Here is a 26,363-nt window from a genome sequence, read left to right as displayed (position 1 = left end):
CCGCCAACCCCGCTTCGACGCTTACCCCGGTAAAATCGCGAATTGGCCGCGAATTGCGGCCCACTTGCGTCTCCGGTACTCATGCTACGTCTAAGCGAAATCAAACTCCCGCTCGATCATCCCGACAGTGCCCTCGAAGCCGCCATCCGAGCGCGCCTCGCGGAACTCGGCGTGGCGCCGGACGGGCTCATCCGATACACCGTGTTTCGCCGCGCGCACGACGCGCGCAAGCGCGCCGACATCAAGCTCACCTACATCGTCGATGCCGAGATCAACGACGAAGCGGCTGCGCTGAAGCGGCTCGCCGACGTGCCGCATTGCGGCGTGACGCCTGACATGAGCTACAAGTTCGTCGCGCGTGCCCCTGCGCAGCTGGGCACGCCGCGTCCGGTCGTGATCGGCATGGGGCCGTGCGGCCTATTTGCGGGCCTGCTCCTCGCGCAGATGGGCTTCCGGCCGATCATCGTCGAGCGCGGCAAAGCCGTGCGCGAACGCACCAAGGATACATTTGGCCTGTGGCGCAAATCAGTGCTGAATCCCGAATCGAACGTGCAATTCGGCGAGGGCGGCGCGGGGACGTTTTCGGATGGCAAGCTCTACAGCCAGATCAAGGACCCGAAACACTACGGCCGCAAAGTGCTCGACGAATTCGTACGGGCGGGTGCGCCGGAGGACATCCTGTACCTGAGCCGGCCGCATATCGGCACGTTCCGCCTCGTCAGCATGGTCGAGAAGATGCGCGCGAGCATCCACGAGCTGGGCGGCGAGGTGCGTTTCGAAACGCGCGTCGAGGACATCGATATCGACGACGGTCAGGTGCGCGGGCTGAAGCTGTCGACCGGCGAGGCGCTGCGCTGCGATCACGTGGTGCTGGCGGTCGGCCATAGCGCGCGTGACACTTTCCATATGCTGTTCGACCGCGGCGTGTACGTCGAGGCGAAGCCGTTTTCGCTCGGCTTCCGGATCGAGCATCCGCAAGGTGTGATCGATCGCAGCCGTTTCGGGAAATTTGCCGGTCACAAACAGCTCGGCGCAGCCGACTATAAGGTCGTGCACCACTGCAGCAACGGGCGCGCGGTGTACAGCTTCTGTATGTGTCCGGGCGGTACCGTGGTGGCCGCCACGTCGGAGCCGGGGCGCGTCGTCACGAACGGCATGAGCCAGTACTCGCGCGCCGAGCGCAACGCGAACGCGGGCATCGTGGTCGGCATTACGCCGGACGACTACCCGGGCGGGCCGCTCGCCGGCATCGCGTTCCAGCGCAAGTGGGAGGAGCGGGCGTTCGAGCTTGGCGGCGGTAATTACATGGCGCCGGGGCAGTTGGTCGGCGACTTCATCGCGGGGCGGCCGTCCACGTCACTCGGCTCGGTGGTGCCGTCGTACAAGCCGGGCGTACGGCCAACCGATCTCAGCACCGCGCTGCCCGACTATGTGATCGAGGCGATTCGCGAAGCGCTGCCGCAGATGGAGAAAAAAATCGCCGGCTTCGCGATGCATGATGCAGTGCTGACAGGGGTCGAAACGCGAACGTCGTCGCCGGTACGCGTGCGTCGTGGCGACGATTACCAGAGTGTCAACACCAAAGGGCTGTATCCGGCGGGCGAGGGTGCGGGGTACGCGGGTGGGATCTACTCGGCGGCGATCGACGGAATCGAGGTCGCCGAAGCGGTCGCGCTTAGGATCATGGGCCAGCAAACGGCGTAATCTTCAGCGGGCGCAGCCGCCGAGCGTCGGGGTGAAGCGACGCGTCTGCGGTTACCGACGGTTGCCGACGATTACCTCGGCGTTCGGGCACAATGCGCGTTTCGCCTCGAACCGATCCACCGCATGACTATTCGCACCTGGTTTGCCGCATGCGGCGCGGCGCTGCTTGCCCAATTTCTTCCGTTGGTTGTTTCCTCGAGCGCGTTCGCTGCCGGAACGCCCGAGCATTGGGTCGCGGTGTGGACGACCGCGCTGCAACCGATTCCGCAGCGGACAGACTTGCCGCCGCTGTATCGCGCGCCGGAAGTCGCCGGGCGCACGGTTCGGCAAATCGTTTATCCGACGTTGTCCGGGAAGACGGCGCGCCTTCATCTGAGCAATGCATACGGCAAGGCGCCCCTCGTCATCGACGAACTTCGCATCGCGCGCTCGGCCGGCGGGGCGGCGGCGGTCGAGGGCGCCGGGAACCGTGTGACGTTTGGCGGCAGGGACGCGGTTGCTGTTCCGCCCGGCGGGGAGCTGGACAGCGATCCGATCGTTATCGACATCGTCGAAGGCTTGCCTTATGCGCTCAGCGCCTTTGTGGGGCCGGAGCAGCGAATCGTCGCGTGGCACCGCGTATCGAACCAGGTGAATTATGTGTCGGGGCCCGGCAATCACACGGCCGACTCGTCCGCTGCGGCGTTTCACGGCCGCTTCACGCAATACGTATGGATTACGGGCTTGTCGGTGGAGGCGGCCGCGCCGTCGGCGGCCGTGGGTGCGATCGGCGACTCGATCACCGACGGTATGCGCTCGAGTCTGAACCAGAACCGTCGCTGGCCGGATGCGCTGGCTCGGCGGCTGGCGGTAAGCGGCGCGCAGTCGACTGCGATCGTGAATCTCGGCATCAGCGGCAACCGGCTCTTGAGCGACTCCCCTTGCTACGGCGACGCGCTCGCGAGCCGCTTCGACCGTGACGTTTTGCGACGTCCGGGCGTCAAGGCGGCGATCGTGCTGATTGGCATCAACGACATCAACTTTGCCGCAATGCCGCCTCATGGCGGCCTCGACTGCGACTTTCCGCATACGTCGGTCACGGCCGCAGATCTGATCGCCGGTTATCAGCGACTCATCGCCGCCGCACGGCGAAATGGCGTCAAGGTATTCGGCGCGACGCTGACGCCGGCGTCGCTACCGGCAGAGCGGGAAAACGTCAGACTCGCCGTTAATCACTGGATTCGGACCAGTCATGCTTTCGATGGGGTGGTCGACTTCGACGCGGCGCTGCGGGACAGGACGCAGCCGGACCGTCTGCAGCGCGCTTTTGACAGCGGCGATCACATTCATCCGAGCGATGCGGGCTACGCGGCTATGGCCGATGCTGTTCCGATGGACGCTGTGGTGAACGCGGTTGGGAAGTAAGTCGCAATTTTTTAGGCGAAAGCGAAAACCGGTGTTGACGAAGTGAAAAAGAGCCTCCATAATCTTGCCTCTCTGCTGCTGATGCAGCGACGCCAGACGAGGCGGTGCCGGGTAGCTGTCATGCCGGTGCGGCGGGTTGGGCGGACCGATCTTTAAAAACTAACAGCCGATAAGTGTGGGCGCTTGATGCGCAATGCGATGGCGGGTTCTGCGGAATCTGCTGTCAGGCAGAAGTATCAAGAAGCCTCACACAGTATCAGAGGAAGGTTGATCTGTCGGAAGACGGATTGATCATCGTCAGTACGTTGAGTGAGCGACCGGTTCAGAGATGGACCGAAAACAGTAACAGGTTTGAACTGAAGAGTTTGATCCTGGCTCAGATTGAACGCTGGCGGCATGCCTTACACATGCAAGTCGGACGGCAGCACGGGGGCAACCCTGGTGGCGAGTGGCGAACGGGTGAGTAATACATCGGAACGTGTCCTGGAGTGGGGGATAGCCCGGCGAAAGCCGGATTAATACCGCATACGCTCGGGAGAGGAAAGCGGGGGATCTTTCGGGACCTCGCGCTCAAGGGGCGGCCGATGGCAGATTAGGTAGTTGGTGGGGTAAAGGCCTACCAAGCCGACGATCTGTAGCTGGTCTGAGAGGACGACCAGCCACACTGGGACTGAGACACGGCCCAGACTCCTACGGGAGGCAGCAGTGGGGAATTTTGGACAATGGGGGCAACCCTGATCCAGCAATGCCGCGTGTGTGAAGAAGGCCTTCGGGTTGTAAAGCACTTTTGTCCGGAAAGAAAGCATCCCTGTTAATACCGGGGGTGGATGACGGTACCGGAAGAATAAGCACCGGCTAACTACGTGCCAGCAGCCGCGGTAATACGTAGGGTGCGAGCGTTAATCGGAATTACTGGGCGTAAAGCGTGCGCAGGCGGTGCTGTAAGACCGATGTGAAATCCCCGGGCTTAACCTGGGAACTGCATTGGTGACTGCAGCGCTGGAGTATGGCAGAGGGGGGTGGAATTCCACGTGTAGCAGTGAAATGCGTAGAGATGTGGAGGAACACCGATGGCGAAGGCAGCCCCCTGGGCCAATACTGACGCTCATGCACGAAAGCGTGGGGAGCAAACAGGATTAGATACCCTGGTAGTCCACGCCCTAAACGATGTCAACTGGTTGTCGGGCCTTCATTGGCTTGGTAACGAAGCTAACGCGTGAAGTTGACCGCCTGGGGAGTACGGTCGCAAGATTAAAACTCAAAGGAATTGACGGGGACCCGCACAAGCGGTGGATGATGTGGATTAATTCGATGCAACGCGAAAAACCTTACCTACCCTTGACATGTATGGAATCCTGGTGAGAGCCGGGAGTGCCCGAAAGGGAGCCATAACACAGGTGCTGCATGGCTGTCGTCAGCTCGTGTCGTGAGATGTTGGGTTAAGTCCCGCAACGAGCGCAACCCTTGTCCCTAGTTGCTACGCAAGAGCACTCCAGGGAGACTGCCGGTGACAAACCGGAGGAAGGTGGGGATGACGTCAAGTCCTCATGGCCCTTATGGGTAGGGCTTCACACGTCATACAATGGTCGGAACAGAGGGTTGCCAAGCCGCGAGGTGGAGCCAATCCCAGAAAACCGATCGTAGTCCGGATCGCACTCTGCAACTCGGGTGCGTGAAGCTGGAATCGCTAGTAATCGCGGATCAGCATGCCGCGGTGAATACGTTCCCGGGTCTTGTACACACCGCCCGTCACACCATGGGAGTGGGTTTTACCAGAAGTGGCTAGTCTAACCGCAAGGAGGACGGTCACCACGGTAGGATTCATGACTGGGGTGAAGTCGTAACAAGGTAGCCGTATCGGAAGGTGCGGCTGGATCACCTCCTTTCCAGAGTCGAGCATTGCTCGCGTCAAGTGCTCACGCTTATCGGCTGTGGTTAAGAAAGCAACGCAGACAGGCTCAGGGGTCTGTAGCTCAGCCGGTTAGAGCACCGTCTTGATAAGGCGGGGGTCGATGGTTCGAATCCATCCAGACCCACCATCCTTGTCTGTGGTGCGGGGCCGGGGAGTGTGCCCGGGTCTGTGTGGGGCCGGGGGGATTAGCTCAGCTGGGAGAGCACCTGCTTTGCAAGCAGGGGGTCGTCGGTTCGATCCCGTCATCCTCCACCAATCCTCAATGCCAAGGGTTCAGCACGAAGTGAGGCTGAGTACTTGGCATTGGCGATTGAGCCAGTCAGCGCGGTACGCGATGGAATGTGATACCGGCTGTCGTTCTTTAACAATCAGGAAGAAGTAGTAAGGAGATTCACGAAAGCGTGCCTGGAGATGGGTGCGTGAGTAGGTGAATCAGGGTTGTGATTGTATCGATGTATTTTAAAGGTGATCGAGAGATCGCCTTGGAATACGGCGCAACACGAATACTCAACCTGTAGCGAGTGCGTCTGTCCCCTGCGGGGGATGGGAGCCACGTTAAGCGCCAAGGCGCTAACGTGGGTCGACACAGAGACACACCCGTTATAGGGTCAAGCGAACAAGTGCATGTGGTGGATGCCTTGGCGATCACAGGCGATGAAGGACGCGGTAGCCTGCGAAAAGCGGGGGGGAGCTGGCAAACGAGCTTTGATCCCCCGATATCCGAATGGGGAAACCCGGCCCGTATGGGTCATCCTGAACTGAATCCATAGGTTCAGCGAAGCGAACGCGGTGAACTGAAACATCTAAGTAACCGCAGGAAAAGAAATCAACCGAGATTCCCAGAGTAGTGGCGAGCGAAATGGGACCAGCCTGTACTCTTTATTTGTAGTGCTAGCCGAACGCTCTGGAAAGTGCGGCCATAGCGGGTGATAGCCCCGTAGGCGAAAGCATTATGAAAGAACTGGGTGTACGAGAAGTAGGGCGGGACACGTGAAATCCTGTCTGAAGATGGGGGGACCATCCTCCAAGGCTAAATACTCGTGATCGACCGATAGTGAACCAGTACCGTGAGGGAAAGGCGAAAAGAACCCCGGGAGGGGAGTGAAACAGATCCTGAAACCGCATGCATACAAACAGTCGGAGCCTTTGAAAGAGGGTGACGGCGTACCTTTTGTATAATGGGTCAGCGACTTACATTCAGTGGCGAGCTTAACCGATTAGGGCAGGCGTAGCGAAAGCGAGTCCGAACAGGGCGTCCAGTCGCTGGGTGTAGACCCGAAACCAGGTGATCTATCCATGGCCAGGTTGAAGGCACGGTAACACGTGCTGGAGGACCGAACCCACTAACGTTGAAAAGTTAGGGGATGAGCTGTGGATAGGGGTGAAAGGCTAAACAAACCTGGAAATAGCTGGTTCTCTCCGAAAACTATTTAGGTAGTGCCTCGTGTATCACCTTCGGGGGTAGAGCACTGTCATGGTTGTGGGGTCCATTGCGGATTACTACGCCATAGCAAACTCCGAATACCGAAGAGTGCAATCACGGGAGACAGACATCGGGTGCTAACGTCCGGTGTCAAGAGGGAAACAACCCAGACCGCCAGCTAAGGTCCCCAAATATGGCTAAGTGGGAAACGAAGTGGGAAGGCTAAAACAGTCAGGAGGTTGGCTTAGAAGCAGCCATCCTTTAAAGAAAGCGTAATAGCTCACTGATCGAGTCGTCCTGCGCGGAAGATGTAACGGGGCTAAGCCATATACCGAAGCTGCGGATGCACATTTATGTGCATGGTAGGAGAGCGTTCCGTAAGCCTGCGAAGGTGCACTGGAAAGTGTGCTGGAGGTATCGGAAGTGCGAATGCTGACATGAGTAGCGATAAAGGGGGTGAAAGGCCCCCTCGCCGTAAGCCCAAGGTTTCCTACGCAACGTTCATCGGCGTAGGGTGAGTCGGCCCCTAAGGCGAGGCAGAAATGCGTAGCTGATGGGAAGCAGATTAATATTTCTGCACCATTGTGAAATGCGATGGGGGGACGGATCGCGGAAGGTTGTCCGGGTGTTGGAAGTCCCGGTCGCTGCATTGAAGAGGGTGCTTTGGCAAATCCGGGCACAGGACTCAAGGGTGTGGCGCGAGCTTCTTCGGAAGCGAAGCAACTGGAAGGGGTTCCAGGAAAAGCCTCTAAGCTTCAGTTTCACAGTGACCGTACCGCAAACCGACACAGGTGGGCGAGATGAGTATTCTAAGGCGCTTGAGAGAACTCGGGAGAAGGAACTCGGCAAATTGGTACCGTAACTTCGGGATAAGGTACGCCCTGCTAGCCTGACTGGCCTGCGCCAGAAGGGTGAAGGGGTTGCAATAAACTGGTGGCTGCGACTGTTTAATAAAAACACAGCACTCTGCAAACACGAAAGTGGACGTATAGGGTGTGACGCCTGCCCGGTGCCGGAAGATTAAATGATGGGGTGCAAGCTCCTGATTGAAGTCCCGGTAAACGGCGGCCGTAACTATAACGGTCCTAAGGTAGCGAAATTCCTTGTCGGGTAAGTTCCGACCTGCACGAATGGCGTAACGATGGCCACACTGTCTCCTCCCGAGACTCAGCGAAGTTGAAGTGTTTGTGATGATGCAATCTCCCCGCGGCTAGACGGAAAGACCCCATGAACCTTTACTGTAGCTTTGCATTGGACTTTGAACCGGTCTGTGTAGGATAGGTGGGAGGCTGTGAAGCGTGGACGCCAGTCTGCGTGGAGCCGACCTTGAAATACCACCCTGATCTGTTTGAGGTTCTAACCCTGGTCCGTGATCCGGATCGGGGACAGTGCATGGTAGGCAGTTTGACTGGGGCGGTCTCCTCCCAAAGTGTAACGGAGGAGTACGAAGGTACGCTAGGTACGGTCGGAAATCGTGCTGATAGTGCAATGGCATAAGCGTGCTTGACTGTGAGACTGACAAGTCGAACAGGTGCGAAAGCAGGTCATAGTGATCCGGTGGTTCTGTATGGAAGGGCCATCGCTCAACGGATAAAAGGTACTCTGGGGATAACAGGCTGATACCGCCCAAGAGTTCATATCGACGGCGGTGTTTGGCACCTCGATGTCGGCTCATCTCATCCTGGGGCTGTAGCCGGTCCCAAGGGTATGGCTGTTCGCCATTTAAAGAGGTACGTGAGCTGGGTTTAAAACGTCGTGAGACAGTTTGGTCCCTATCTGCCGTGGGCGCTGGATATTTGAAGGGGGCTGCTCCTAGTACGAGAGGACCGGAGTGGACGAACCTCTGGTGTACCGGTTGTCACGCCAGTGGCATCGCCGGGTAGCTATGTTCGGAAGAGATAACCGCTGAAAGCATCTAAGCGGGAAACTCGCCTTAAGATGAGATATCCCCGGGGCTTCGAGCCCCTTGAAGGGTCGTTCAAGACCAGGACGTTGATAGGTCAGGTGTGCACGTACAGTAATGTACTGAGCTAACTGATACTAATTGCCCGTAAGGCTTGATCCTATAACCGGTGTGTGCCGGCAGCCGTTAGCGCTTGAGCGCTCATGGATGCCCCACCCTGCGCAAGGCGCAGGGTCTTATGCAGACCCCACACGGTTGAGACCGGTGTTGTGCCAGAAACACCACAACCCCCCACACGAATCCCTTACGCTTCTTCCCGATTGGCTGTGGCGCGCCCGGCTGGCTCCAGCCCCGCGACGCAGCAACCCGTCATGCCTGATGACCATAGCGAGTCGGTCCCACCCCTTCCCATCCCGAACAGGACCGTGAAACGACTCCACGCCGATGATAGTGCGGATTGCCCGTGTGAAAGTAGGTAATCGTCAGGCTCCCCAGCACCTCAGAAACCCCACCCCCGCGGTGGGGTTTTTGCGTTTACAGATAGCTGGCGGTAATCCGCTATATAAGTGAGAACGTAATCTTCGGAACGGTTAAGGTGGTCTTGACAAAGGGATGTTGTTCCCCCATAATCGTCAGTTCTCTGCGGAGGGGTGCCCGAGTGGCTAAAGGGGGCAGACTGTAAATCTGTTGGCTTACGCCTACGTTGGTTCGAATCCAACCTCCTCCACCAGAATGCAAGTTGTAGTAGTTGTTGGGAATCCATGATCCTTGCGGGTGTAGCTCAATGGTAGAGCAGAAGCCTTCCAAGCTTACGACGAGGGTTCGATTCCCTTCACCCGCTCCAGCAACACAGAAGTAACGCCCATGTGGCTCAGTGGTAGAGCACTCCCTTGGTAAGGGAGAGGTCGGCAGTTCGATCCTGCCCATGGGCACCAGAAGTACTCGGTGATTGTTTGCGCCCGGCGCAACGTACGGAAAATCCTCTTAGGAGTCGAAAATGGCCAAGGGTAAGTTTGAGCGGACCAAGCCGCACGTGAACGTGGGCACGATCGGTCACGTTGACCACGGCAAGACCACGCTGACGGCAGCGATCACGACGGTTCTGACGCAGAAGTTCGGCGGCGAAGCGAAGGCGTACGACCAGATCGACGCAGCGCCGGAAGAAAAGGCGCGCGGCATTACCATCAACACCGCGCACGTCGAGTACGAGACGGCTAACCGCCACTACGCACACGTCGACTGCCCGGGTCACGCTGACTATGTGAAGAACATGATCACGGGCGCGGCACAGATGGACGGCGCAATTCTGGTGTGCTCGGCTGCTGACGGCCCGATGCCGCAAACGCGTGAGCACATCCTGCTGGCGCGTCAGGTTGGCGTTCCGTACATCATCGTGTTCCTGAACAAGTGCGACATGGTGGACGACGCTGAGCTGCTCGAGCTGGTCGAGATGGAGGTTCGCGAGCTTCTGTCGAAGTATGACTTCCCGGGCGACGACACGCCGATCATCAAGGGTTCGGCCAAGCTGGCGCTGGAAGGCGACAAGGGCGAGCTGGGCGAGGTGGCGATCATGAGCCTGGCCGATGCACTGGACACGTACATCCCCACGCCGGAGCGTGCGATTGACGGTTCGTTCCTGATGCCGGTGGAAGACGTGTTTTCGATCTCGGGTCGTGGCACGGTGGTGACGGGCCGCGTTGAGCGTGGCGTGGTCAAGGTTGGCGAAGAAATCGAAATCGTCGGTATCAAGCCGACGGTGAAGACGACCTGCACGGGCGTGGAAATGTTCCGCAAGCTGCTCGACCAGGGTCAGGCAGGCGACAACGTGGGTATCCTGCTGCGCGGCACGAAGCGTGAAGACGTGGAGCGTGGTCAGGTTCTGGCCAAGCCGGGTTCGATCAACCCGCACACGCACTTCACGGCTGAAGTGTATGTGCTGAGCAAGGACGAAGGCGGCCGTCATACGCCGTTCTTCAACAACTACCGTCCGCAGTTCTACTTCCGTACGACGGACGTGACGGGCTCGATCGAACTGCCGAAGGACAAGGAAATGGTGATGCCGGGCGACAACGTGTCGATCACGGTGAAGCTGATCAACCCGATCGCGATGGAGGAAGGCCTGCGTTTCGCAATTCGCGAAGGTGGCCGTACGGTCGGCGCGGGTGTCGTCGCCAAGATCATCGAGTAACGCCAGATAGTTCTCGGTAATCGGTTGTAGCGGGGTTGGCGGTGTCGTCAACCCCAAATGGTTTAGGGGTATAGCTCAACTGGCAGAGCGTCGGTCTCCAAAACCGAAGGTTGGGGGTTCGATTCCCTCTGCCCCTGCCAACTATCGCGCCGTTCTGGCGCTTCGTTAAGGTGTTATGGCGAATCCTTCCGTCGAAACTGTAAATACGTCCGGCGACAAGTTGATGTTGAGCGCCGGTGTATTGCTGGTCTTGGCCGGGTTCGTGGGATTCTTCTGGCTGAATGGCCAGGAGTGGTACATCCGCGGAGCCGCCTTGGTTCTCGGCTCGATCGCGGGTGTCGCAGTCGGTCTTCTCTCGGCGCCTGGCAAGGGCTTCATCGCTTTCGCCAAAGACTCGTACAAAGAAGTCCGTAAGGTTGTTTGGCCGACTCGCAAAGAGGCAACCCAAACAACACTCGTAGTGTTCGGCTTCGTAGTCGTCATGGCAGTCTTTCTCTGGATTTGTGATAAATCCATCGAGTGGGCGATTTTCTCGGCGATTCTGGGTTGGAAATGATATGAGTAATACTCCGGCATCCCCGAGCGGCAAACGTTGGTACGTAGTGCACGCCTATTCCGGTATGGAGAAGAGTGTGCAGCGAGCGCTTCAGGAGCGGATCGAGCGCGCTGGCATGCAAGATCAGTTTGGCCAGATCCTTGTTCCGACAGAAGAAGTTGTTGAGGTGAAGGGCGGTCACAAATCAGTGACGGAACGCCGTTTTTTTCCGGGCTACGTCTTGGTCGAAATGGAAATGACCGACGAAACGTGGCACCTCGTAAAGAACACGGCGAAGGTGACCGGGTTTGTCGGCGGGGCGCGTAATCGGCCGAGTCCGATTTCCCCTCGGGAAGTTGAAAAGATCATGTCGCAGATGCAGGAAGGCGTGGAGAAGCCGCGTCCGAAGACCCTGTTTGAAGTAGGCGAGATGGTGCGGGTCAAAGAAGGCCCGTTCACAGATTTCAACGGCAGCGTCGAAGAAGTGAACTACGAGAAATCGCGAGTCCGTGTTTCCGTTACGATCTTCGGACGGGCAACGCCGGTCGAGTTGGAATTCGGCCAAGTCGAAAAGTTGTAATCCAGATTTTACGGAACCACCGCCAGATGGTTCCGTATTTCGCGCTTACGGTCCGCGAATGGCCGTTGAGGAGCGTAACTAGCCAGTTTTGTCGGCGAATGCGCGCTACTACTCACTGAGCGTCCGCGCGCAAGCTGACGTTCCAAAAGAGGTTCTCGAAATGGCAAAGAAAATTATCGGCTTTATCAAACTGCAGATTCCTGCAGGTAAAGCCAACCCGTCGCCACCGGTTGGTCCGGCATTGGGCCAGCGCGGCCTGAACATCATGGAGTTCTGCAAGGCATTCAACGCGCAGACTCAGGCAATGGAACCGGGTCTTCCGATTCCTGTTGTGATCACGGCATTCGCGGACAAGAGCTTCACGTTCGTTTTAAAGACGCCGCCGGCTACGGTTCTGATCAAGAAGGCAGCGAAGCTGGACAAGGGCTCGAGCAAGCCACATACCGACAAGGTTGGTAAGATCACCCGCGCTCAAGCTGAAGATATCGCCAAGACCAAGATGCCCGATCTGACGGCCGCTGATCTGGACGCAGCGGTTCGTACGATCGCTGGTAGCGCCCGCTCGATGGGCATCACCGTGGAGGGCGTGTAAATGGCTAAGCTTTCGAAGCGTCTGCAAGCATTTGCAGCGAAGGTTGACCGTCAGAAGCTGTACCCGATCGAAGACGCTCTGGCGCTCGTGAAGGAATGCGCAAGCGCGAAATTCGACGAATCGATCGACGTCGCCGTGCAACTCGGTATCGACGCAAAGAAGTCGGATCAAGTGGTTCGCGGCTCTGTCGTGCTGCCGGCTGGTACCGGTAAGTCGGTCCGCGTCGCTGTGTTCGCACAGGGCGAAAAGGCTGAGCAGGCTCGTGCCGCTGGCGCCGAAGTGATCGGTATGGAAGACTTGGCTGAACAGGTCAAGGCTGGCAATCTGAACTTCGACATCGTGATCGCTTCGCCGGACACGATGCGTATCGTCGGTACGCTCGGTCAGATTCTCGGCCCGCGCGGTCTGATGCCGAACCCGAAGGTCGGCACGGTCACGCCGGACGTCGCAACTGCGGTTAAGAATGCCAAAGCTGGCCAAGTGCAATTCCGTGTAGACAAGGCCGGTATCATCCACGCAACCATCGGGCGTGCTTCGTTCGAACCTGCAGCGCTGCGTAATAACCTGAACGCGCTGATCGAAGCACTGCAGAAGGCGAAGCCAGCAACCAGCAAGGGCGTGTATCTGCGCAAGGTCGCTCTGTCGAGCACGATGGGCGTTGGCGTTCGTGTCGAGCAGACGTCGATCGCCGCACAGTAAATGAGTTTTGCCGCTCCGGTGCGAGTCCGGGCGGCTTTCAAGGGCTTTGGGCGGTTGCGAGATGGCAGTTGGCATCGCGCGACCGGTTGTCAAAGACCGTTGGTGGACACGCAGCAAGTAGGCGGGTCCTTAATGCAAAGCCAACGCAGATGGCGAACCCGAAAAGGTTTTGTAGTTATGAAGCCGTTGGACGTCTGTGGTCACACGGACTTCGGGCGGTCGAAATACTCCTGACTGGTCGGACGCCGTTATTGAACGCGGTACACAAGGCGCACGCTGCGTGTATCGAATCTGGAGGTTAACCGTGCCACTCAATAAAGAAAGCAAGCAGGCCGTCGTCGCAGAGGTTTCCGCGCAAGTCGCGAAAGCTCAGACCTTGGTTCTGGCTGAGTATCGTGGAATTGCGGTTGGCGATCTGACCAAGCTGCGCGCGAAAGCGCGTGAGCAACAGGTTTACCTTCGCGTGTTGAAGAACACGTTGGCGCGTCGCGCCGTCGAGGGTACCCCGTTTGCTCCGCTGGCAGAGCAGATGACTGGCCCCCTGATCTACGGCATCTCGGAAGATGCGATTGCTGCTGCTAAGGTCGTCAATGACTTCAGCAAGAGCAATGACAAGTTGGTCATCAAGGCTGGTTCCTACGAAGGCAAGGTGATGGACAAGGCTGGCGTGCAAGCGCTGGCAAACATCCCGAGCCGCGAAGAACTGCTCTCCAAGCTGTTGTACGTTATGCAGGCACCTGTTTCTGGCTTCGCGCGCGCTCTGGCCGCGCTGGCAGAGAAGAAACAAGGCGAAGAAGCTGCTGCGTAATGCACTTCAGTCGAGCGTGATTGATCGCTGGCTGTATCCGAATTCAATTTAGGAGTATTTCAAATGGCAATCGCAAAAGAAGACATCCTCGAAGCCGTAGGCTCGATGTCGGTTCTGGAACTGAACGAGCTGGTCAAGGCGTTCGAAGAAAAGTTTGGCGTGTCGGCTGCTGCTGTTGCAGTGGCTGGCCCGGCAGGTGCAGCCGGCGGCGCTGCTGCTGCTGAAGAGCAGACCGAATTCACGGTCGTCTTGGCTGAAACCGGTGCAAACAAGGTTTCCGTCATTAAGGCTGTTCGCGAACTGACGGGTCTCGGCCTGAAGGAAGCGAAGGATCTGGTTGACGGCGCACCGAAGCCCGTTAAGGAAGCGGTGCCCAAGGCTGCTGCAGAAGAAGCCAAGAAAAAGCTTGAAGAAGCCGGCGCGAAGGTTGAAATCAAGTAAGCTTCAACGCGCTGTGCGAAGGCTGGCGGTTTTTCACCGCCGGCCTTTTTGTGCTTTGTGGAGGACGCGTTTTTGCCGATGTGTGCCGGCAGGAATGTGATTCGCAGAAGCCAAAGAAAAACGCCTTCGGTAACGTTGACCGGCGTTTCTCTTTGTCTTCTGAAGCGACTGCAGAAGGCAAGTTTGGTCGGGTAGCGGGCAACACAGGCATCCGCTGCCGTCAGCCAGCGGTTGGTAGCGGCCAACCACCAAGCTTCTAGGCTCGTTCAAGCCATCGGACGGCCATCGGGTCTCAGTCGGTGAACACTCGGGTTGTCTCATCAAGGTATCCTGCCTCGACAACTATGCCCGCCGTGATTCGGAGATCGTATGCAATATTCCTTCACCGAGAAGAAGCGTATTCGCAAGAGTTTTGCGAAGCGCCCCATCGTTCACCAAGTACCTTTCCTGCTGGCTACCCAGCTTGAATCATTCAGCACGTTTCTGCAAGCAGATGCGTCTTCTACGCAACGGAAGCCAGAAGGCCTGCAGGCAGCGTTTACATCCGTTTTCCCGATCGTTTCACACAACGGCTTCGCGCGTCTGGAATTTGTCAGCTACATGCTGTCGCCGCCGGCATTCAACATCAAGGAATGCCAGCAGCGCGGTCTGACGTACTGCTCGGCGCTGCGCGCCAAGGTGCGTCTGGTATTGCTCGACAAGGAATCGCCGAGCAAGCCGGTCGTTAAGGAAGTGAAAGAACAGGAAGTGTACATGGGCGAAATTCCGCTCATGACGCCGACAGGTTCGTTCGTCATCAACGGCACGGAACGTGTGATCGTTTCGCAGCTGCACCGTTCGCCGGGCGTGTTCTTCGAACACGACAAGGGCAAGACGCACAGCTCGGGCAAACTACTGTTTTCAGCGCGTATCATTCCTTACCGCGGCTCTTGGCTCGACTTTGAATTCGACCCGAAGGATGTGCTGTACTTCCGCGTGGACCGTCGCCGTAAGATGCCGGTCACGATCCTGCTGAAGGCAATCGGTCTAACGCCGGAACAGGTCCTCGCGAACTTCTTCGTGTTCGACAATTTCACGCTGATGCCGGAAGGCGCGCAGATGGAATTCGTGCCGGAGCGTCTGCGCGGTGAAGTCGCGCGCTTCGATATCACAGACCGTGACGGCAACGTGATCGTCCAGAAGGACAAGCGGATCAACGCGAAGCACATTCGCGACCTCGATAACGCGAAGACCAAGTTCATCTCGGTTCCGGAAGACTATCTGCTCGGCCGCGTGCTCGCGAAGAACGTAATCGACGGCGATACGGGCGAAGTCATCGCGAACGCGAACGACGAAATCACGGAATCCGTGCTCGAGAAGCTGCGCGAAGCGAAGATCAAGGACATCCAGACGCTCTATACGAACGATCTGGACCAAGGGCCGTACATCTCGTCGACGCTGCGTATCGACGAAACGGCCGACAGGATGGCCGCGCGCATCGCCATCTACCGCATGATGCGTCCGGGCGAGCCGCCGACCGAAGAAGCGGTCGAAGCACTGTTCAACCGTCTGTTCTACAGCGAAGAAGCGTACGACCTGTCGAAGGTGGGTCGTATGAAGTTCAATCGCCGCGTCGGCCGCGACGAAATCGTCGGCCCTATGACGCTGCAAGACGACGACATCCTCGCGACAATCAAGATCCTGGTCGAACTGCGCAACGGCAAGGGCGAAGTGGACGACATCGACCACCTCGGCAACCGCCGTGTGCGTTGCGTCGGCGAACTCGCGGAGAACCAGTTCCGCGCGGGCCTCGTGCGTGTCGAACGTGCTGTGAAGGAACGCCTCGGCCAGGCCGAAAGCGAAAACCTGATGCCGCACGACCTGATCAACTCCAAGCCGATCTCGTCGGCGATTCGCGAGTTCTTCGGTTCGTCGCAGCTATCGCAGTTCATGGACCAGACCAACCCGCTGTCGGAAATCACGCACAAGCGTCGTGTTTCCGCACTAGGCCCGGGTGGTCTCACGCGCGAACGCGCAGGCTTCGAAGTCCGCGACGTGCACCCGACCCACTATGGCCGCGTGTGCCCGATTGAAACGCCGGAAGGTCCAAACATCGGTCTGATCAACTCGCTCGCTCTGTACGCGCACCTGAACGAATACGGCTTCCTCGAAACGCCGTATCGCAAGGTCGCGGACGGCAAGGTGACCGACCAGATCGACTACCTGTCGGCGATCGAAGAAGGCCGTTACGTGATCGCTCAGGCGAACGCGGCGGTGGCCGATGACGGCACGCTGACCGACGAACTCGTGTCGTCGCGTGAAGCGGGCGAAACGCTGATGGTGACACCAGACCGCATCCAGTACATGGACGTGGCTCCGTCGCAAATCGTGTCGGTCGCAGCTTCGCTGATCCCGTTCCTCGAGCACGACGACGCGAACCGCGCATTGATGGGCTCGAACATGCAGCGTCAGGCTGTGCCGTGTCTGCGTCCGGAAAAGCCGGTCGTCGGTACGGGCATCGAGCGCACCGTGGCGGTCGACTCGGGCACGACGGTTCAGGCACTGCGTGGCGGTGTGGTCGATTATGTCGACGCGGGCCGTATCGTGATTCGCGTCAACGACGACGAAGCGGTCGCGGGTGAAGTCGGCGTCGACATCTACAACCTGATCAAGTACACGCGTTCAAACCAGAACACGAACATCAATCAGCGTCCGATCGTGAAGATGGGCGACAAGGTTGCGCGCGGCGACGTGTTGGCTGACGGCGCATCGACCGATCTGGGCGAGCTCGCGCTCGGCCAGAACATGCTGATCGCGTTCATGCCGTGGAACGGCTACAACTTCGAAGACTCGATCCTGATCTCCGAGAAGGTCGTTGCGGACGACCGTTACACGTCGATCCACATCGAAGAGCTGAACGTCGTTGCACGCGACACGAAGCTCGGACCGGAAGAAATCACGCGCGACATCTCGAATCTCGCAGAAGTGCAGCTTGGCCGCCTCGACGAGTCGGGCATCGTGTACATCGGCGCGGAAGTCGAAGCGGGCGACGTGCTGGTCGGCAAGGTCACGCCGAAGGGCGAAACCCAGCTGACGCCGGAAGAAAAGCTGCTGCGCGCGATCTTCGGGGAGAAGGCATCTGACGTAAAGGACACGTCGCTGCGCGTGCCGTCGGGCATGAGCGGTACGGTGATCGACGTGCAGGTATTCACGCGCGAAGGCATCCAGCGCGACAAGCGCGCGCAACAGATCATCGACGATGAACTAAAGCGCTATCGTCTGGACCTGAACGACCAGCTGCGTATCGTGGAAGGCGATGCGTTCCAGCGTCTCGCACGTATGCTCGAAGGCAAGGTGGTGAACGGCGGTCCGAAGAAGCTCGCGAAGGGCACGAAGATCGACCGCGCTTACCTCGAAGATCTGGACCACTATCACTGGTTCGACATCCGCCTCGCGGATGAAGAAGCAGCGGCTCAGCTCGAAGCGATCAAGAATTCGATCGAAGAGAAGCGTCACCAGTTCGACCTCGCTTTCGAAGAGAAGCGCAAGAAGTTGACGCAGGGCGACGAACTGCCGCCGGGCGTGCTGAAGATGGTCAAGGTGTATCTGGCGGTGAAGCGTCGTCTGCAACCTGGCGACAAGATGGCCGGCCGTCACGGTAACAAGGGCGTTGTGTCGAAGATCGTGCCGATCGAAGACATGCCGTACATGGCCGACGGACGTCCGGCTGACGTCGTTCTGAACCCGCTCGGCGTGCCGTCGCGGATGAACGTGGGTCAGGTTCTCGAAGTGCATCTGGGTTGGGCCGCGAAGGGCCTCGGCTGGCGTATCGGCGAAATGCTGCAGCGTCAGGCGAAGATCGCTGAACTGCGCGAATTCCTGACCAAGATCTACAACGAATCGGGCCGCGCCGAAGAGCTGGACAGTTTCAGCGACGACGAAATCCTCGAACTCGCGAGGAACCTCCGCGAAGGCGTGCCGTTCGCAACGCCGGTGTTCGACGGTGCGACGGAAGAAGAAATGTCGCGCGCGCTGGATCTGGCGTTCCCGGACGACATTGCCCAAAACCTTGGCATGACGCCGTCGAAGAACCAGGTGCGTCTGTTCGACGGCCGTACGGGCGAGATGTTCGAACGTACGGTGACGGTGGGATACATGCACTACCTGAAGCTCCACCATCTGGTCGACGACAAGATGCACGCGCGTTCCACCGGCCCGTACTCGCTCGTGACGCAGCAGCCGTTGGGCGGTAAGGCGCAGTTCGGTGGCCAGCGTTTCGGTGAAATGGAAGTGTGGGCGCTCGAAGCGTACGGCGCATCGTACGTGCTGCAGGAAATGCTGACGGTGAAGTCGGACGACGTGACGGGCCGGACCAAGGTTTACGAGAACCTGGTCAAGGGCGACCACGTGATCGATGCCGGCATGCCTGAGTCGTTCAACGTGTTGGTGAAGGAAATCCGGTCGCTGGGTATCGACATCGACCTGGACCGGAACTAATCGGACTACTGGAGAGAAGCGATGAAAGCTTTGCTCGATCTATTCAAGCAAGTCCAACAACCTGAAGTTTTCGACGCGATCAAGATCGGTCTGGCCTCGCCGGACAAGATCCGTTCGTGGTCGTTCGGTGAAGTCAAGAAGCCGGAGACCATCAACTACCGCACGTTCAAGCCGGAGCGCGATGGTCTGTTCTGCGCGAAGATTTTCGGTCCGATCAAGGACTACGAATGCCTTTGCGGCAAGTACAAGCGCCTGAAGCACCGCGGTGTGATCTGTGAGAAGTGCGGCGTCGAAGTGACGCTCGCGAAGGTGCGTCGTGAGCGGATGGGCCACATTGAGCTGGCCTCGCCGGTCGCTCACATCTGGTTCCTGAAGTCGCTGCCGTCGCGTCTGGGCATGGTGCTCGACATGACGCTGCGCGACATCGAGCGCGTGCTGTACTTCGAAGCATACGTGGTGATCGATCCGGGCATGACCCCGCTCAAAGCGCGGCAGATCATGACCGAAGAGGATTACTACAACAAGGTCGAGGAATACGGCGACGAATTCCGTGCCGAGATGGGCGCGGAAGGTATTCGCGAACTGCTGCGCGCGATCAACATCGACGAACAGGTCGAGCTGCTGCGCACGGAACTTAAGAACACCGGCTCGGAAGCGAAGATCAAGAAGTACGCGAAGCGTCTGAAGGTGCTCGAGGCGTTCCAGCGTTCGGGCATCAAGCCGGACTGGATGGTCCTCGAAGTACTGCCGGTGCTGCCGCCGGAACTGCGTCCGCTCGTGCCGCTCGACGGCGGCCGTTTCGCAACGTCGGACCTGAACGACCTGTATCGCCGGGTGATCAACCGTAACAACCGGTTGAAGCGTTTGCTCGAGCTGAAGGCACCTGAAATCATCGTCCGCAACGAAAAGCGGATGCTGCAGGAAGCCGTCGACTCGCTCCTCGACAACGGCCGTCGCGGCAAGGCGATGACCGGCGCGAACAAGCGTCCGCTGAAGTCGCTCGCTGACATGATCAAGGGTAAGGGCGGCCGCTTCCGTCAAAACCTGCTCGGTAAGCGTGTCGACTACTCGGGCCGTTCGGTGATCGTGGTCGGCCCAACGCTGAAGCTGCACCAGTGCGGTCTGCCGAAGCTGATGGCGCTCGAACTGTTCAAGCCGTTCATCTTCAACAAGCTCGAAGTGATGGGTGTCGCCACCACCATCAAGGCTGCGAAGAAAGAGGTCGAGAACCAGACGCCGGTCGTGTGGGACATCCTCGAAGAGGTGATCCGCGAACATCCGGTGATGCTGAACCGTGCACCGACGCTGCACCGTCTTGGCATCCAGGCTTTCGAGCCGGTGCTGATCGAAGGTAAGGCAATCCAGCTGCACCCGCTCGTTTGCGCGGCGTTCAACGCCGACTTCGACGGTGACCAGATGGCCGTTCACGTGCCGCTGTCGCTCGAAGCACAGATGGAAGCACGCACGCTGATGCTCGCGTCGAACAACGTGCTGTTCCCGGCAAACGGCGATCCGTCGATCGTGCCGTCGCAGGATATCGTGCTGGGTCTGTACTACGCGACTCGTGAAGCGGTGAACGGCAAGGGCGAAGGTTTGACGTTCACGGGCGTGTCGGAAGTGCTGCGAGCGTACGAGAACAAGGAAGTCGAGCTGGCCTCGCGCGTCAACGTGCGGATCACTGAAATGGTCCACAACGAAGACAAGTCGGAAGGTGCGCCGGCGTTCGTGCCGAAGATCACGCTCTATGCAACCACGGTTGGTCGCTCGATCCTGTCGGAAATTCTGCCGCCGGGCCTGCCGTTCTCGGTGTTGAACAAGCCGCTGAAGAAGAAGGAAATCTCGCGTCTGATCAACACCGCTTTCCGCAAGTGCGGTCTGCGCGAGACGGTGATTTTCGCCGACCAGCTGATGCAGTCGGGCTTCCGTCTCGCAACGCGCGCCGGTATTTCGATCTGCGTCGACGACATGCTCGTGCCGCCGCAGAAAGAAACCATCGTTGGTGATGCCGCGAAGAAGGTGAAGGAATACGACCGTCAGTACATGTCGGGTCTCGTCACCGCGCAAGAACGCTACAACAACGTGGTCGACATCTGGTCGGCGACGTCGGAAGCGGTCGGCAAGGCGATGATGGAGCAGCTGTCGACGGAACCGGTCACGGACCGCGATGGCAACCAGACGCGTCAAGAGTCGTTCAACTCCATCTACATGATGGCGGACTCGGGCGCTCGTGGTTCCGCGGTTCAAATTCGTCAGCTGGCCGGTATGCGCGGCCTGATGGCGAAGCCGGACGGCTCGATCATCGAGACGCCGATTACGGCGAACTTCCGTGAAGGTCTGAACGTGTTGCAGTACTTCATCTCGACCCACGGCGCACGTAAGGGTCTGGCTGACACGGCACTGAAGACCGCGAACTCGGGTTACCTGACGCGTCGTCTCGTCGACGTGACGCAGGATCTGGTCGTCGTCGAAGAAGATTGCGGTACGTCGAACGGCGTGGCGATGAAGGCGCTCGTGGAAGGCGGTGAAGTGGTCGAAGCGCTGCGTGACCGTATTCTGGGTCGTGTGGCCGTGGCTGACATCGTCAATCCGGAATCGCAGGAAACGCTGTTCGAAGCGGGCACGCTGCTCGACGAAGACGCGGTCGAAGACATCGAACGCCTCGGCATCGACGAAGTGCGCGTGCGCACGCCGCTCACCTGCGAAACTCGCTATGGTCTTTGCGCAGCCTGCTACGGTCGCGACCTCGGCCGCGGTTCGATGGTGAACGTCGGCGAAGCGGTCGGCGTGATCGCGGCGCAGTCGATCGGTGAACCGGGCACGCAGCTCACGATGCGTACGTTCCACATCGGTGGCGCGGCGTCGCGTGCGGCGGTCGCTTCGTCGATCGAAGCGAAGTCGAACGGTACGGTGCGTTTCACGTCGACGATGCGTTACGTCACGAATGCGAAGGGCGAGCAGATCGTCATCTCGCGCTCGGGCGAAGCGATGATCACCGACGATCACGGCCGCGAGCGCGAACGCCACAAAGTGCCGTACGGCGCCACGCTGCTGAAGCTCGACGGTGTGCAGATCAAGGCCGGTACGCAACTGGCCACGTGGGATCCGATGACGCGTCCGATCATCACCGAGTACGGTGGTACGGTGAAGTTCGAGAACGTCGAAGAAGGGGTGACCGTCGCGAAGCAGATCGATGACGTGACGGGGCTGTCCACGCTCGTCGTGATCGACGTGAAGCGTCGCGGTTCGCAGGCCTCGAAGACGGTGCGCCCGCAGGTCAAGCTGCTCGATGCGAACGGCGAGGAAGTGAAGATCCCGAACACCGAGCACTCGGTCCAGATCGGCTTCCAGGTCGGCGCGCTGATCACCGTGAAGGACGGTCAGCAGGTGCAGGTCGGTGAAGTGCTCGCCCGTATTCCGACCGAATCGCAGAAGACGCGTGACATTACCGGTGGTCTGCCGCGTGTGGCGGAACTGTTCGAAGCGCGTTCGCCGAAGGACGCGGGTATCCTGGCGGAAGTCACGGGAACCACGTCGTTCGGTAAAGACACGAAGGGCAAGCAGCGTCTCGTTATCACGGACCTCGAGGGCAACCAGCACGAGTTCCTGATCGCGAAGGAAAAGCAGGTTCTGGTGCACGATGGTCAGGTCGTCAACAAGGGCGAAATGATCGTCGACGGACCGGCGGATCCGCACGACATCCTGCGTCTGCAGGGGGTCGAGGCGCTGTCGCGTTACATCGTGGACGAAGTGCAGGACGTGTACCGTCTGCAAGGCGTGAAGATCAACGACAAGCACATCGAAGTGATCGTGCGTCAGATGTTGCGCCGCGTGCAGATTTCGGACAACGGCGATACCCGTTTCATCCCGGGCGAACAGGTCGAGCGGTCGGACATGCTCGACGAAAACGACCGTATGATCGCGGAAGACAAGCGTCCGGCAACGTACGAAAACGTGCTGCTCGGTATCACGAAGGCGTCGCTGTCGACCGATTCGTTCATCTCCGCGGCGTCGTTCCAGGAAACGACCCGCGTGCTGACCGAAGCGGCGATCATGGGCAAGCGCGACGACCTGCGTGGCCTGAAGGAAAACGTGATCGTCGGCCGGCTGATTCCGGCCGGTACGGGTCTCGCGTTCCACAAGGCGCGCAAGAGCAAGGAGCTGGCCGACCGCGAGCGCTTCGATCAGATCGCAGCGGAAGAGTCGTTCGAATTCGGTACGCCGGAAACCCCAGCTGCCGAACAGCAGCACTCGGGCGAGTAAGTGCAGGCGGCGCAAGCCGCCTTGCCTGACGAGCCACGAAAGCCGCTCAGTTTTCGACTGGGCGGCTTTTTTTTATGCCTTTTTTGCGCGCGAATCGGTGCCTTGCGCCGGCGCGGCCCTAGGCCGGATCGCCAAGGTTGTCGCCAAGCGCGGGCGCTGCACGAATGCGTTGGTAAAATTCGTGTCACCGCCTGGGTGCTGTTCCCTTCGCCGTCCCTCTCTCACATCCATGTCCCGTCCGCTCGAAATCCTCAACGAAGTCTTTGGTTATCCTGCGTTCAGAGGACAGCAGGGCGAAATTGTCGAGCACGTCGCCGACGGCGGCGATTGCCTCGTGCTGATGCCGACGGGCGGCGGGAAATCGCTGTGCTATCAGATTCCTTCGCTGGTGCGGCGCGAACGCGGCTTCGGCACGGGTATCGTGGTGTCGCCGCTGATCGCGCTGATGCAAGATCAGGTGGCCGCGCTGACCGAAGTCGGCGTGCGAGCCGCGTACCTGAACTCGACGCTGTCGAGCGCGGAAGCGATGGCCATCGAACGGGCGCTGCGCGACGGCGACCTCGACCTGCTGTACGTCGCGCCGGAGCGGCTGATGACGCCGCGCTTCCAGGAACTGCTCGAGCGCTCGCGCATCGGTCTTTTCGCTATCGACGAAGCGCATTGCGTGTCGCAATGGGGGCACGATTTCCGGCCCGAATATATCCAGCTGTCGGTGCTGCATGAGCGCTTTCCGAATGTGCCGCGCATCGCGCTGACGGCCACCGCCGACGCAATCACGCGCGACGAAATCATTCATCGTCTGGCACTTGAGGATGCGCGCGTGTTCGTGTCGAGTTTCGATCGGCCGAACATCCGCTATCGCATCGCCGAAAAGGACAATGCGCGCACGCAGCTGCTCGATTTCATTCGCGCCGAGCATACGAGAGCCGACGGCACGACCGACGCGGGCGTCGTCTATTGCCTGTCGCGCCGCAAGGTCGAGGAAACTGCGGAATGGCTGAAGGAAAAGGGCGTGCGTGCGCTGCCATACCACGCCGGCATGGAATTCGAGGTGCGCCAGAAGCATCAGGAGATGTTTCAGCGCGAGGAAGGCGTCGTGATGTGCGCGACGATTGCGTTCGGCATGGGCATCGACAAACCCGACGTGCGGTTCGTCGCGCATCTGGATTTGCCGAAGAGCGTCGAAGGCTATTACCAGGAGACCGGCCGAGCGGGCCGCGATGGATTGCCGTCGAACGCGTGGATGGCCTACGGGCTCGGCGATGTCGTGCAGCAGCGCAAGATGATCGACGAATCCGAAGCCGACGACGCGCACAAGCGCGTGCAGACCGGCAAACTTGACGCGCTGCTCGGTTTGTGCGAAACGGCGACCTGCCGGCGCGTGCGCCTGCTAGCGTACTTCGGCGAAACGAGCCAGCCGTGCGGCAACTGCGATAACTGTATCGAGCCGCCGCCGACCTGGGACGCGACGCGCGAGGCTCAGATGGCGCTGTCGTGCGTGTTTCGCGCGCAGCGGGCCAGTGGCTTCCACTTCGGCGCCGGGCATCTAATCGATATTTTGCGCGGCAACCGCAGTGAGAAAATTCTGCAACGCGGCCACGACAAGCTGACCACGTTCGGTATCGGCGCGGCACTCGGCGAACCTGAATGGCGCGCGGCGTTCCGCCAGCTTGTCGCGTTCGGGTATCTGACGGTTGACCACGAAGGCTTCGGTTCGCTGGTGCTAACCGAGGCGAGCAAGCCGGTGCTTAGGGGCGAGCAGAAGGTGACGATGCGCCGCTACGTAAAGCCGACTCGCACCCGTCAATCGTCGGGGCGCACGAGCGAGCGCGCCGATCCGACGATCGGCATGGGACCTCGCGAGCGCGCGCGCTGGGAGCGCCTACGCATGTGGCGCACAGAAACCGCGAAGAGCGACGGTGTACCGGCATACGTGATTTTCCATGACGCGACGCTCGCGGAAATCGCCCGTCTCGGCCCCGCTTCGATCGATGCTCTGCGCGGTGTCCCGGGGATCGGTGCGCGTAAGCTCGACCGATTCGGCTACGAATTGCTGCACGTCGTAGCGGCAGACTGACCTCTTCTGGCTGTCTCGGCGGATTGACAGGGGTACGAAACATCGCAAGCTGTTGACTCGCTTAGTATTTTCGGAATATTATGCTAGGTTCCGGTTCTTGGAATGCGTGCGCGCGGCGTCAGTTCGCGCGTGAGCGGGCCAGTCGGAGTTCGATGCGCAGGCGTTTCCGCTTTGCCCGGAAACAGATGCGTCGATTTTTGTTCAATTTCAGGAATAAACAATGCCAACCATCAATCAACTGGTTCGCAAAGGCCGCACGTCGGAAACGACGAAGAGCAAGAGCCCGGCTTTGCAGGACTGCCCCCAGCGTCGTGGCGTGTGCACACGTGTGTACACGACGACGCCGAAGAAGCCAAACTCGGCGCTCCGTAAGGTCGCCAAGGTTCGTCTGACGAACGGCTTCGAAGTCATTTCGTACATTGGTGGTGAAGGCCACAACCTGCAGGAACACTCGGTCGTGCTGATTCGCGGCGGGCGTGTGAAGGACTTGCCGGGTGTGCGTTACCACATGGTTCGCGGCTCGCTGGATACCCAGGGCGTCAAGGATCGCAAGCAGGCTCGCTCGAAGTACGGTGCGAAGCGTGCCAAGGCTGGCAAGTAATAAACCGGTCGATTGTAGTTTTAGGTCGCCTGCAAAGGCGGTAATAGCGATGGTGCCGGAATTGCCGGTGCTATCGAGTAAGTGGTCACCCGACCAGGCTGGTTAGTCTTGCAGATGAATCGGGTTAGTTGGTGACCGCGGGGCTGTAATTGCTCCAACTGAAAGCTAAAGGAAGAAACATGCCGCGTCGTCGCGAAGTCCCCAAGCGGGAAGTGTTGCCGGATCCGAAATTCGGTAATGTTGATGTAGCAAAGTTCATGAACGTGCTGATGCTCTCTGGCAAGAAGTCGGTCGCAGAGCGTATCGTGTACGGCGCTTTCGAACAGATCCAGACCAAGGGTGGCAAGGACCCGCTGGAAGTGTTCACCGTGGCGCTCAACAACGTCAAGCCGGTGGTCGAAGTGAAGAGCCGCCGCGTTGGTGGTGCGAACTATCAGGTTCCGGTCGAAGTGCGCCCGTCGCGTCGTATGGCATTGGCGATGCGTTGGCTGCGTGAAGCCGCGAAAAAGCGCAGCGAGAAGTCGATGGCCCTGCGTCTGGCAGGTGAACTCTCCGAAGCGGCTGAAGGCCGTGGTGGCGCGATGAAGAAGCGCGACGAAGTTCACCGGATGGCAGAAGCCAACAAGGCGTTCTCGCACTTCCGTTTCTAAGCTTTCCGACCCAGGTTTAGCGGAAAACGGAAAGAAATTCCGGGCGGGTGCGCTTCCAAGGCGCCTCGCCCGTTTGTGTTACAGCGCGATGGGTATCTCTCGCATCGCGT

The 26,363-nt window shown here is 59.3% G+C and carries 14 protein-coding genes, 6 tRNA genes and 3 rRNA genes; all 23 read left to right on the top strand.

What is annotated here, in order from left to right; translation table 11 throughout:
* The first annotated feature begins 81 nt into the window (after positions 1–81).
* Positions 82–1,704 (top strand): NAD(P)/FAD-dependent oxidoreductase, encoded by a 1,623-nt coding sequence (locus tag BJG93_RS15415; RefSeq protein WP_027199098.1) that lies wholly within the window; start codon positions 82–84, stop codon positions 1,702–1,704.
* Between the two features lie 123 nt (positions 1,705–1,827).
* Complete coding sequence (locus tag BJG93_RS15410) at positions 1,828–3,108, top strand: SGNH/GDSL hydrolase family protein (protein ID WP_027199097.1); 1,281 nt, start codon at positions 1,828–1,830, stop codon at positions 3,106–3,108.
* A gap of 353 nt (positions 3,109–3,461) precedes the next feature.
* Positions 3,462–4,994, top strand: a 16S ribosomal RNA gene (locus tag BJG93_RS15405).
* A 76-nt stretch (positions 4,995–5,070) separates the two neighbouring features.
* Positions 5,071–5,147 (top strand) — tRNA-Ile (locus BJG93_RS15400).
* Positions 5,148–5,199: 52 nt separating this feature from the next.
* Positions 5,200–5,275: transfer RNA gene (locus BJG93_RS15395), tRNA-Ala, on the top strand.
* Positions 5,276–5,626: 351 nt separating this feature from the next.
* Positions 5,627–8,508 (top strand): 23S ribosomal RNA (locus BJG93_RS15390).
* Between the two features lie 212 nt (positions 8,509–8,720).
* Positions 8,721–8,834: ribosomal RNA gene (gene rrf / locus BJG93_RS15385) — 5S ribosomal RNA — on the top strand.
* Together the 16S, 23S and 5S rRNA genes with 5 tRNA genes alongside form the textbook arrangement of a ribosomal RNA operon.
* A gap of 156 nt (positions 8,835–8,990) precedes the next feature.
* Positions 8,991–9,076, top strand: a tRNA-Tyr gene (locus tag BJG93_RS15380).
* A gap of 40 nt (positions 9,077–9,116) precedes the next feature.
* Positions 9,117–9,190 (top strand) — tRNA-Gly (locus BJG93_RS15375).
* A 16-nt stretch (positions 9,191–9,206) separates the two neighbouring features.
* Positions 9,207–9,281: transfer RNA gene (locus tag BJG93_RS15370), tRNA-Thr, on the top strand.
* 62 nt (positions 9,282–9,343) lie between these two features.
* Positions 9,344–10,534: an elongation factor Tu gene (tuf, locus tag BJG93_RS15365; RefSeq protein WP_027199087.1), complete on the top strand. Its 1,191-nt coding sequence runs from the start codon at positions 9,344–9,346 to the stop codon at positions 10,532–10,534.
* Positions 10,535–10,598: 64 nt separating this feature from the next.
* Positions 10,599–10,674 (top strand) — tRNA-Trp (locus tag BJG93_RS15360).
* 35 nt (positions 10,675–10,709) lie between these two features.
* Positions 10,710–11,090 carry a preprotein translocase subunit SecE gene (gene secE / locus BJG93_RS15355; protein WP_027199096.1) on the top strand — a complete coding sequence of 127 codons (381 nt, stop codon included), beginning with the start codon at positions 10,710–10,712 and terminating at the stop codon, positions 11,088–11,090.
* A 1-nt stretch (position 11,091) separates the two neighbouring features.
* Positions 11,092–11,649 carry a transcription termination/antitermination protein NusG gene (gene nusG / locus BJG93_RS15350; protein WP_027199095.1) on the top strand — a complete coding sequence of 186 codons (558 nt, stop codon included), beginning with the start codon at positions 11,092–11,094 and terminating at the stop codon, positions 11,647–11,649.
* Positions 11,650–11,809: 160 nt separating this feature from the next.
* Positions 11,810–12,241 carry a 50S ribosomal protein L11 gene (rplK, locus tag BJG93_RS15345; protein ID WP_008922976.1) on the top strand — a complete coding sequence of 144 codons (432 nt, stop codon included), beginning with the start codon at positions 11,810–11,812 and terminating at the stop codon, positions 12,239–12,241.
* Positions 12,242–12,940 (top strand): 50S ribosomal protein L1, encoded by a 699-nt coding sequence (gene rplA / locus BJG93_RS15340; protein ID WP_027199094.1) that lies wholly within the window; start codon positions 12,242–12,244, stop codon positions 12,938–12,940.
* 304 nt (positions 12,941–13,244) lie between these two features.
* Complete coding sequence (gene rplJ / locus BJG93_RS15335; RefSeq protein WP_027199093.1) at positions 13,245–13,748, top strand: 50S ribosomal protein L10; 504 nt, start codon at positions 13,245–13,247, stop codon at positions 13,746–13,748.
* Between the two features lie 63 nt (positions 13,749–13,811).
* Positions 13,812–14,189 carry a 50S ribosomal protein L7/L12 gene (gene rplL, locus BJG93_RS15330; protein WP_027199092.1) on the top strand — a complete coding sequence of 126 codons (378 nt, stop codon included), beginning with the start codon at positions 13,812–13,814 and terminating at the stop codon, positions 14,187–14,189.
* Positions 14,190–14,558: 369 nt separating this feature from the next.
* A complete protein-coding gene (gene rpoB / locus BJG93_RS15325; RefSeq protein WP_027199091.1) occupies positions 14,559–18,665 on the top strand; it encodes a DNA-directed RNA polymerase subunit beta in 4,107 nt (1,368 codons plus the stop codon).
* Between the two features lie 21 nt (positions 18,666–18,686).
* Positions 18,687–22,925 (top strand): DNA-directed RNA polymerase subunit beta', encoded by a 4,239-nt coding sequence (rpoC, locus tag BJG93_RS15320; RefSeq protein WP_027199090.1) that lies wholly within the window; start codon positions 18,687–18,689, stop codon positions 22,923–22,925.
* A 229-nt stretch (positions 22,926–23,154) separates the two neighbouring features.
* On the top strand, positions 23,155–25,002 hold the full coding sequence (gene recQ, locus BJG93_RS15315) for a DNA helicase RecQ (protein ID WP_027199089.1): 1,848 nt from the start codon (positions 23,155–23,157) through the stop codon (positions 25,000–25,002).
* Between the two features lie 220 nt (positions 25,003–25,222).
* A complete protein-coding gene (rpsL, locus tag BJG93_RS15310) occupies positions 25,223–25,603 on the top strand; it encodes a 30S ribosomal protein S12 (RefSeq protein ID WP_006053290.1) in 381 nt (126 codons plus the stop codon).
* A gap of 179 nt (positions 25,604–25,782) precedes the next feature.
* Positions 25,783–26,253, top strand: a complete 471-nt coding sequence (rpsG, locus tag BJG93_RS15305; RefSeq protein ID WP_006053291.1) for a 30S ribosomal protein S7 — start codon at positions 25,783–25,785, stop codon at positions 26,251–26,253.
* Positions 26,254–26,363 lie beyond the last annotated feature (110 nt).

The sequence above is a fragment of the Paraburkholderia sprentiae WSM5005 genome (genome assembly GCF_001865575.2).
GTDB lineage: Bacteria > Pseudomonadota > Gammaproteobacteria > Burkholderiales > Burkholderiaceae > Paraburkholderia > Paraburkholderia sprentiae.
Note: the sequence above shows the minus strand (reverse complement) of the source record. Positions and strands in the feature narration are given on the sequence as shown.

Bases quoted from the DNA above. Each gene is read 5' to 3' on its own strand.
- BJG93_RS15415 (WP_027199098.1), top strand. From the start codon at position 82: ATGCTACGTCTAAGCGAAATCAAACTCCCGCTCGATCATCCCGACAGT.
- BJG93_RS15410 (WP_027199097.1), top strand. From the start codon at position 1,828: ATGACTATTCGCACCTGGTTTGCCGCATGCGGCGCGGCGCTGCTTGCC.
- tuf (WP_027199087.1), top strand. From the start codon at position 9,344: ATGGCCAAGGGTAAGTTTGAGCGGACCAAGCCGCACGTGAACGTGGGC.
- secE (WP_027199096.1), top strand. From the start codon at position 10,710: ATGGCGAATCCTTCCGTCGAAACTGTAAATACGTCCGGCGACAAGTTG.
- nusG (WP_027199095.1), top strand. From the start codon at position 11,092: ATGAGTAATACTCCGGCATCCCCGAGCGGCAAACGTTGGTACGTAGTG.
- rplK (WP_008922976.1), top strand. From the start codon at position 11,810: ATGGCAAAGAAAATTATCGGCTTTATCAAACTGCAGATTCCTGCAGGT.
- rplA (WP_027199094.1), top strand. From the start codon at position 12,242: ATGGCTAAGCTTTCGAAGCGTCTGCAAGCATTTGCAGCGAAGGTTGAC.
- rplL (WP_027199092.1), top strand. From the start codon at position 13,812: ATGGCAATCGCAAAAGAAGACATCCTCGAAGCCGTAGGCTCGATGTCG.
- rpoB (WP_027199091.1), top strand. From the start codon at position 14,559: ATGCAATATTCCTTCACCGAGAAGAAGCGTATTCGCAAGAGTTTTGCG.
- rpoC (WP_027199090.1), top strand. From the start codon at position 18,687: ATGAAAGCTTTGCTCGATCTATTCAAGCAAGTCCAACAACCTGAAGTT.
- recQ (WP_027199089.1), top strand. From the start codon at position 23,155: ATGTCCCGTCCGCTCGAAATCCTCAACGAAGTCTTTGGTTATCCTGCG.
- rpsL (WP_006053290.1), top strand. From the start codon at position 25,223: ATGCCAACCATCAATCAACTGGTTCGCAAAGGCCGCACGTCGGAAACG.
- rpsG (WP_006053291.1), top strand. From the start codon at position 25,783: ATGCCGCGTCGTCGCGAAGTCCCCAAGCGGGAAGTGTTGCCGGATCCG.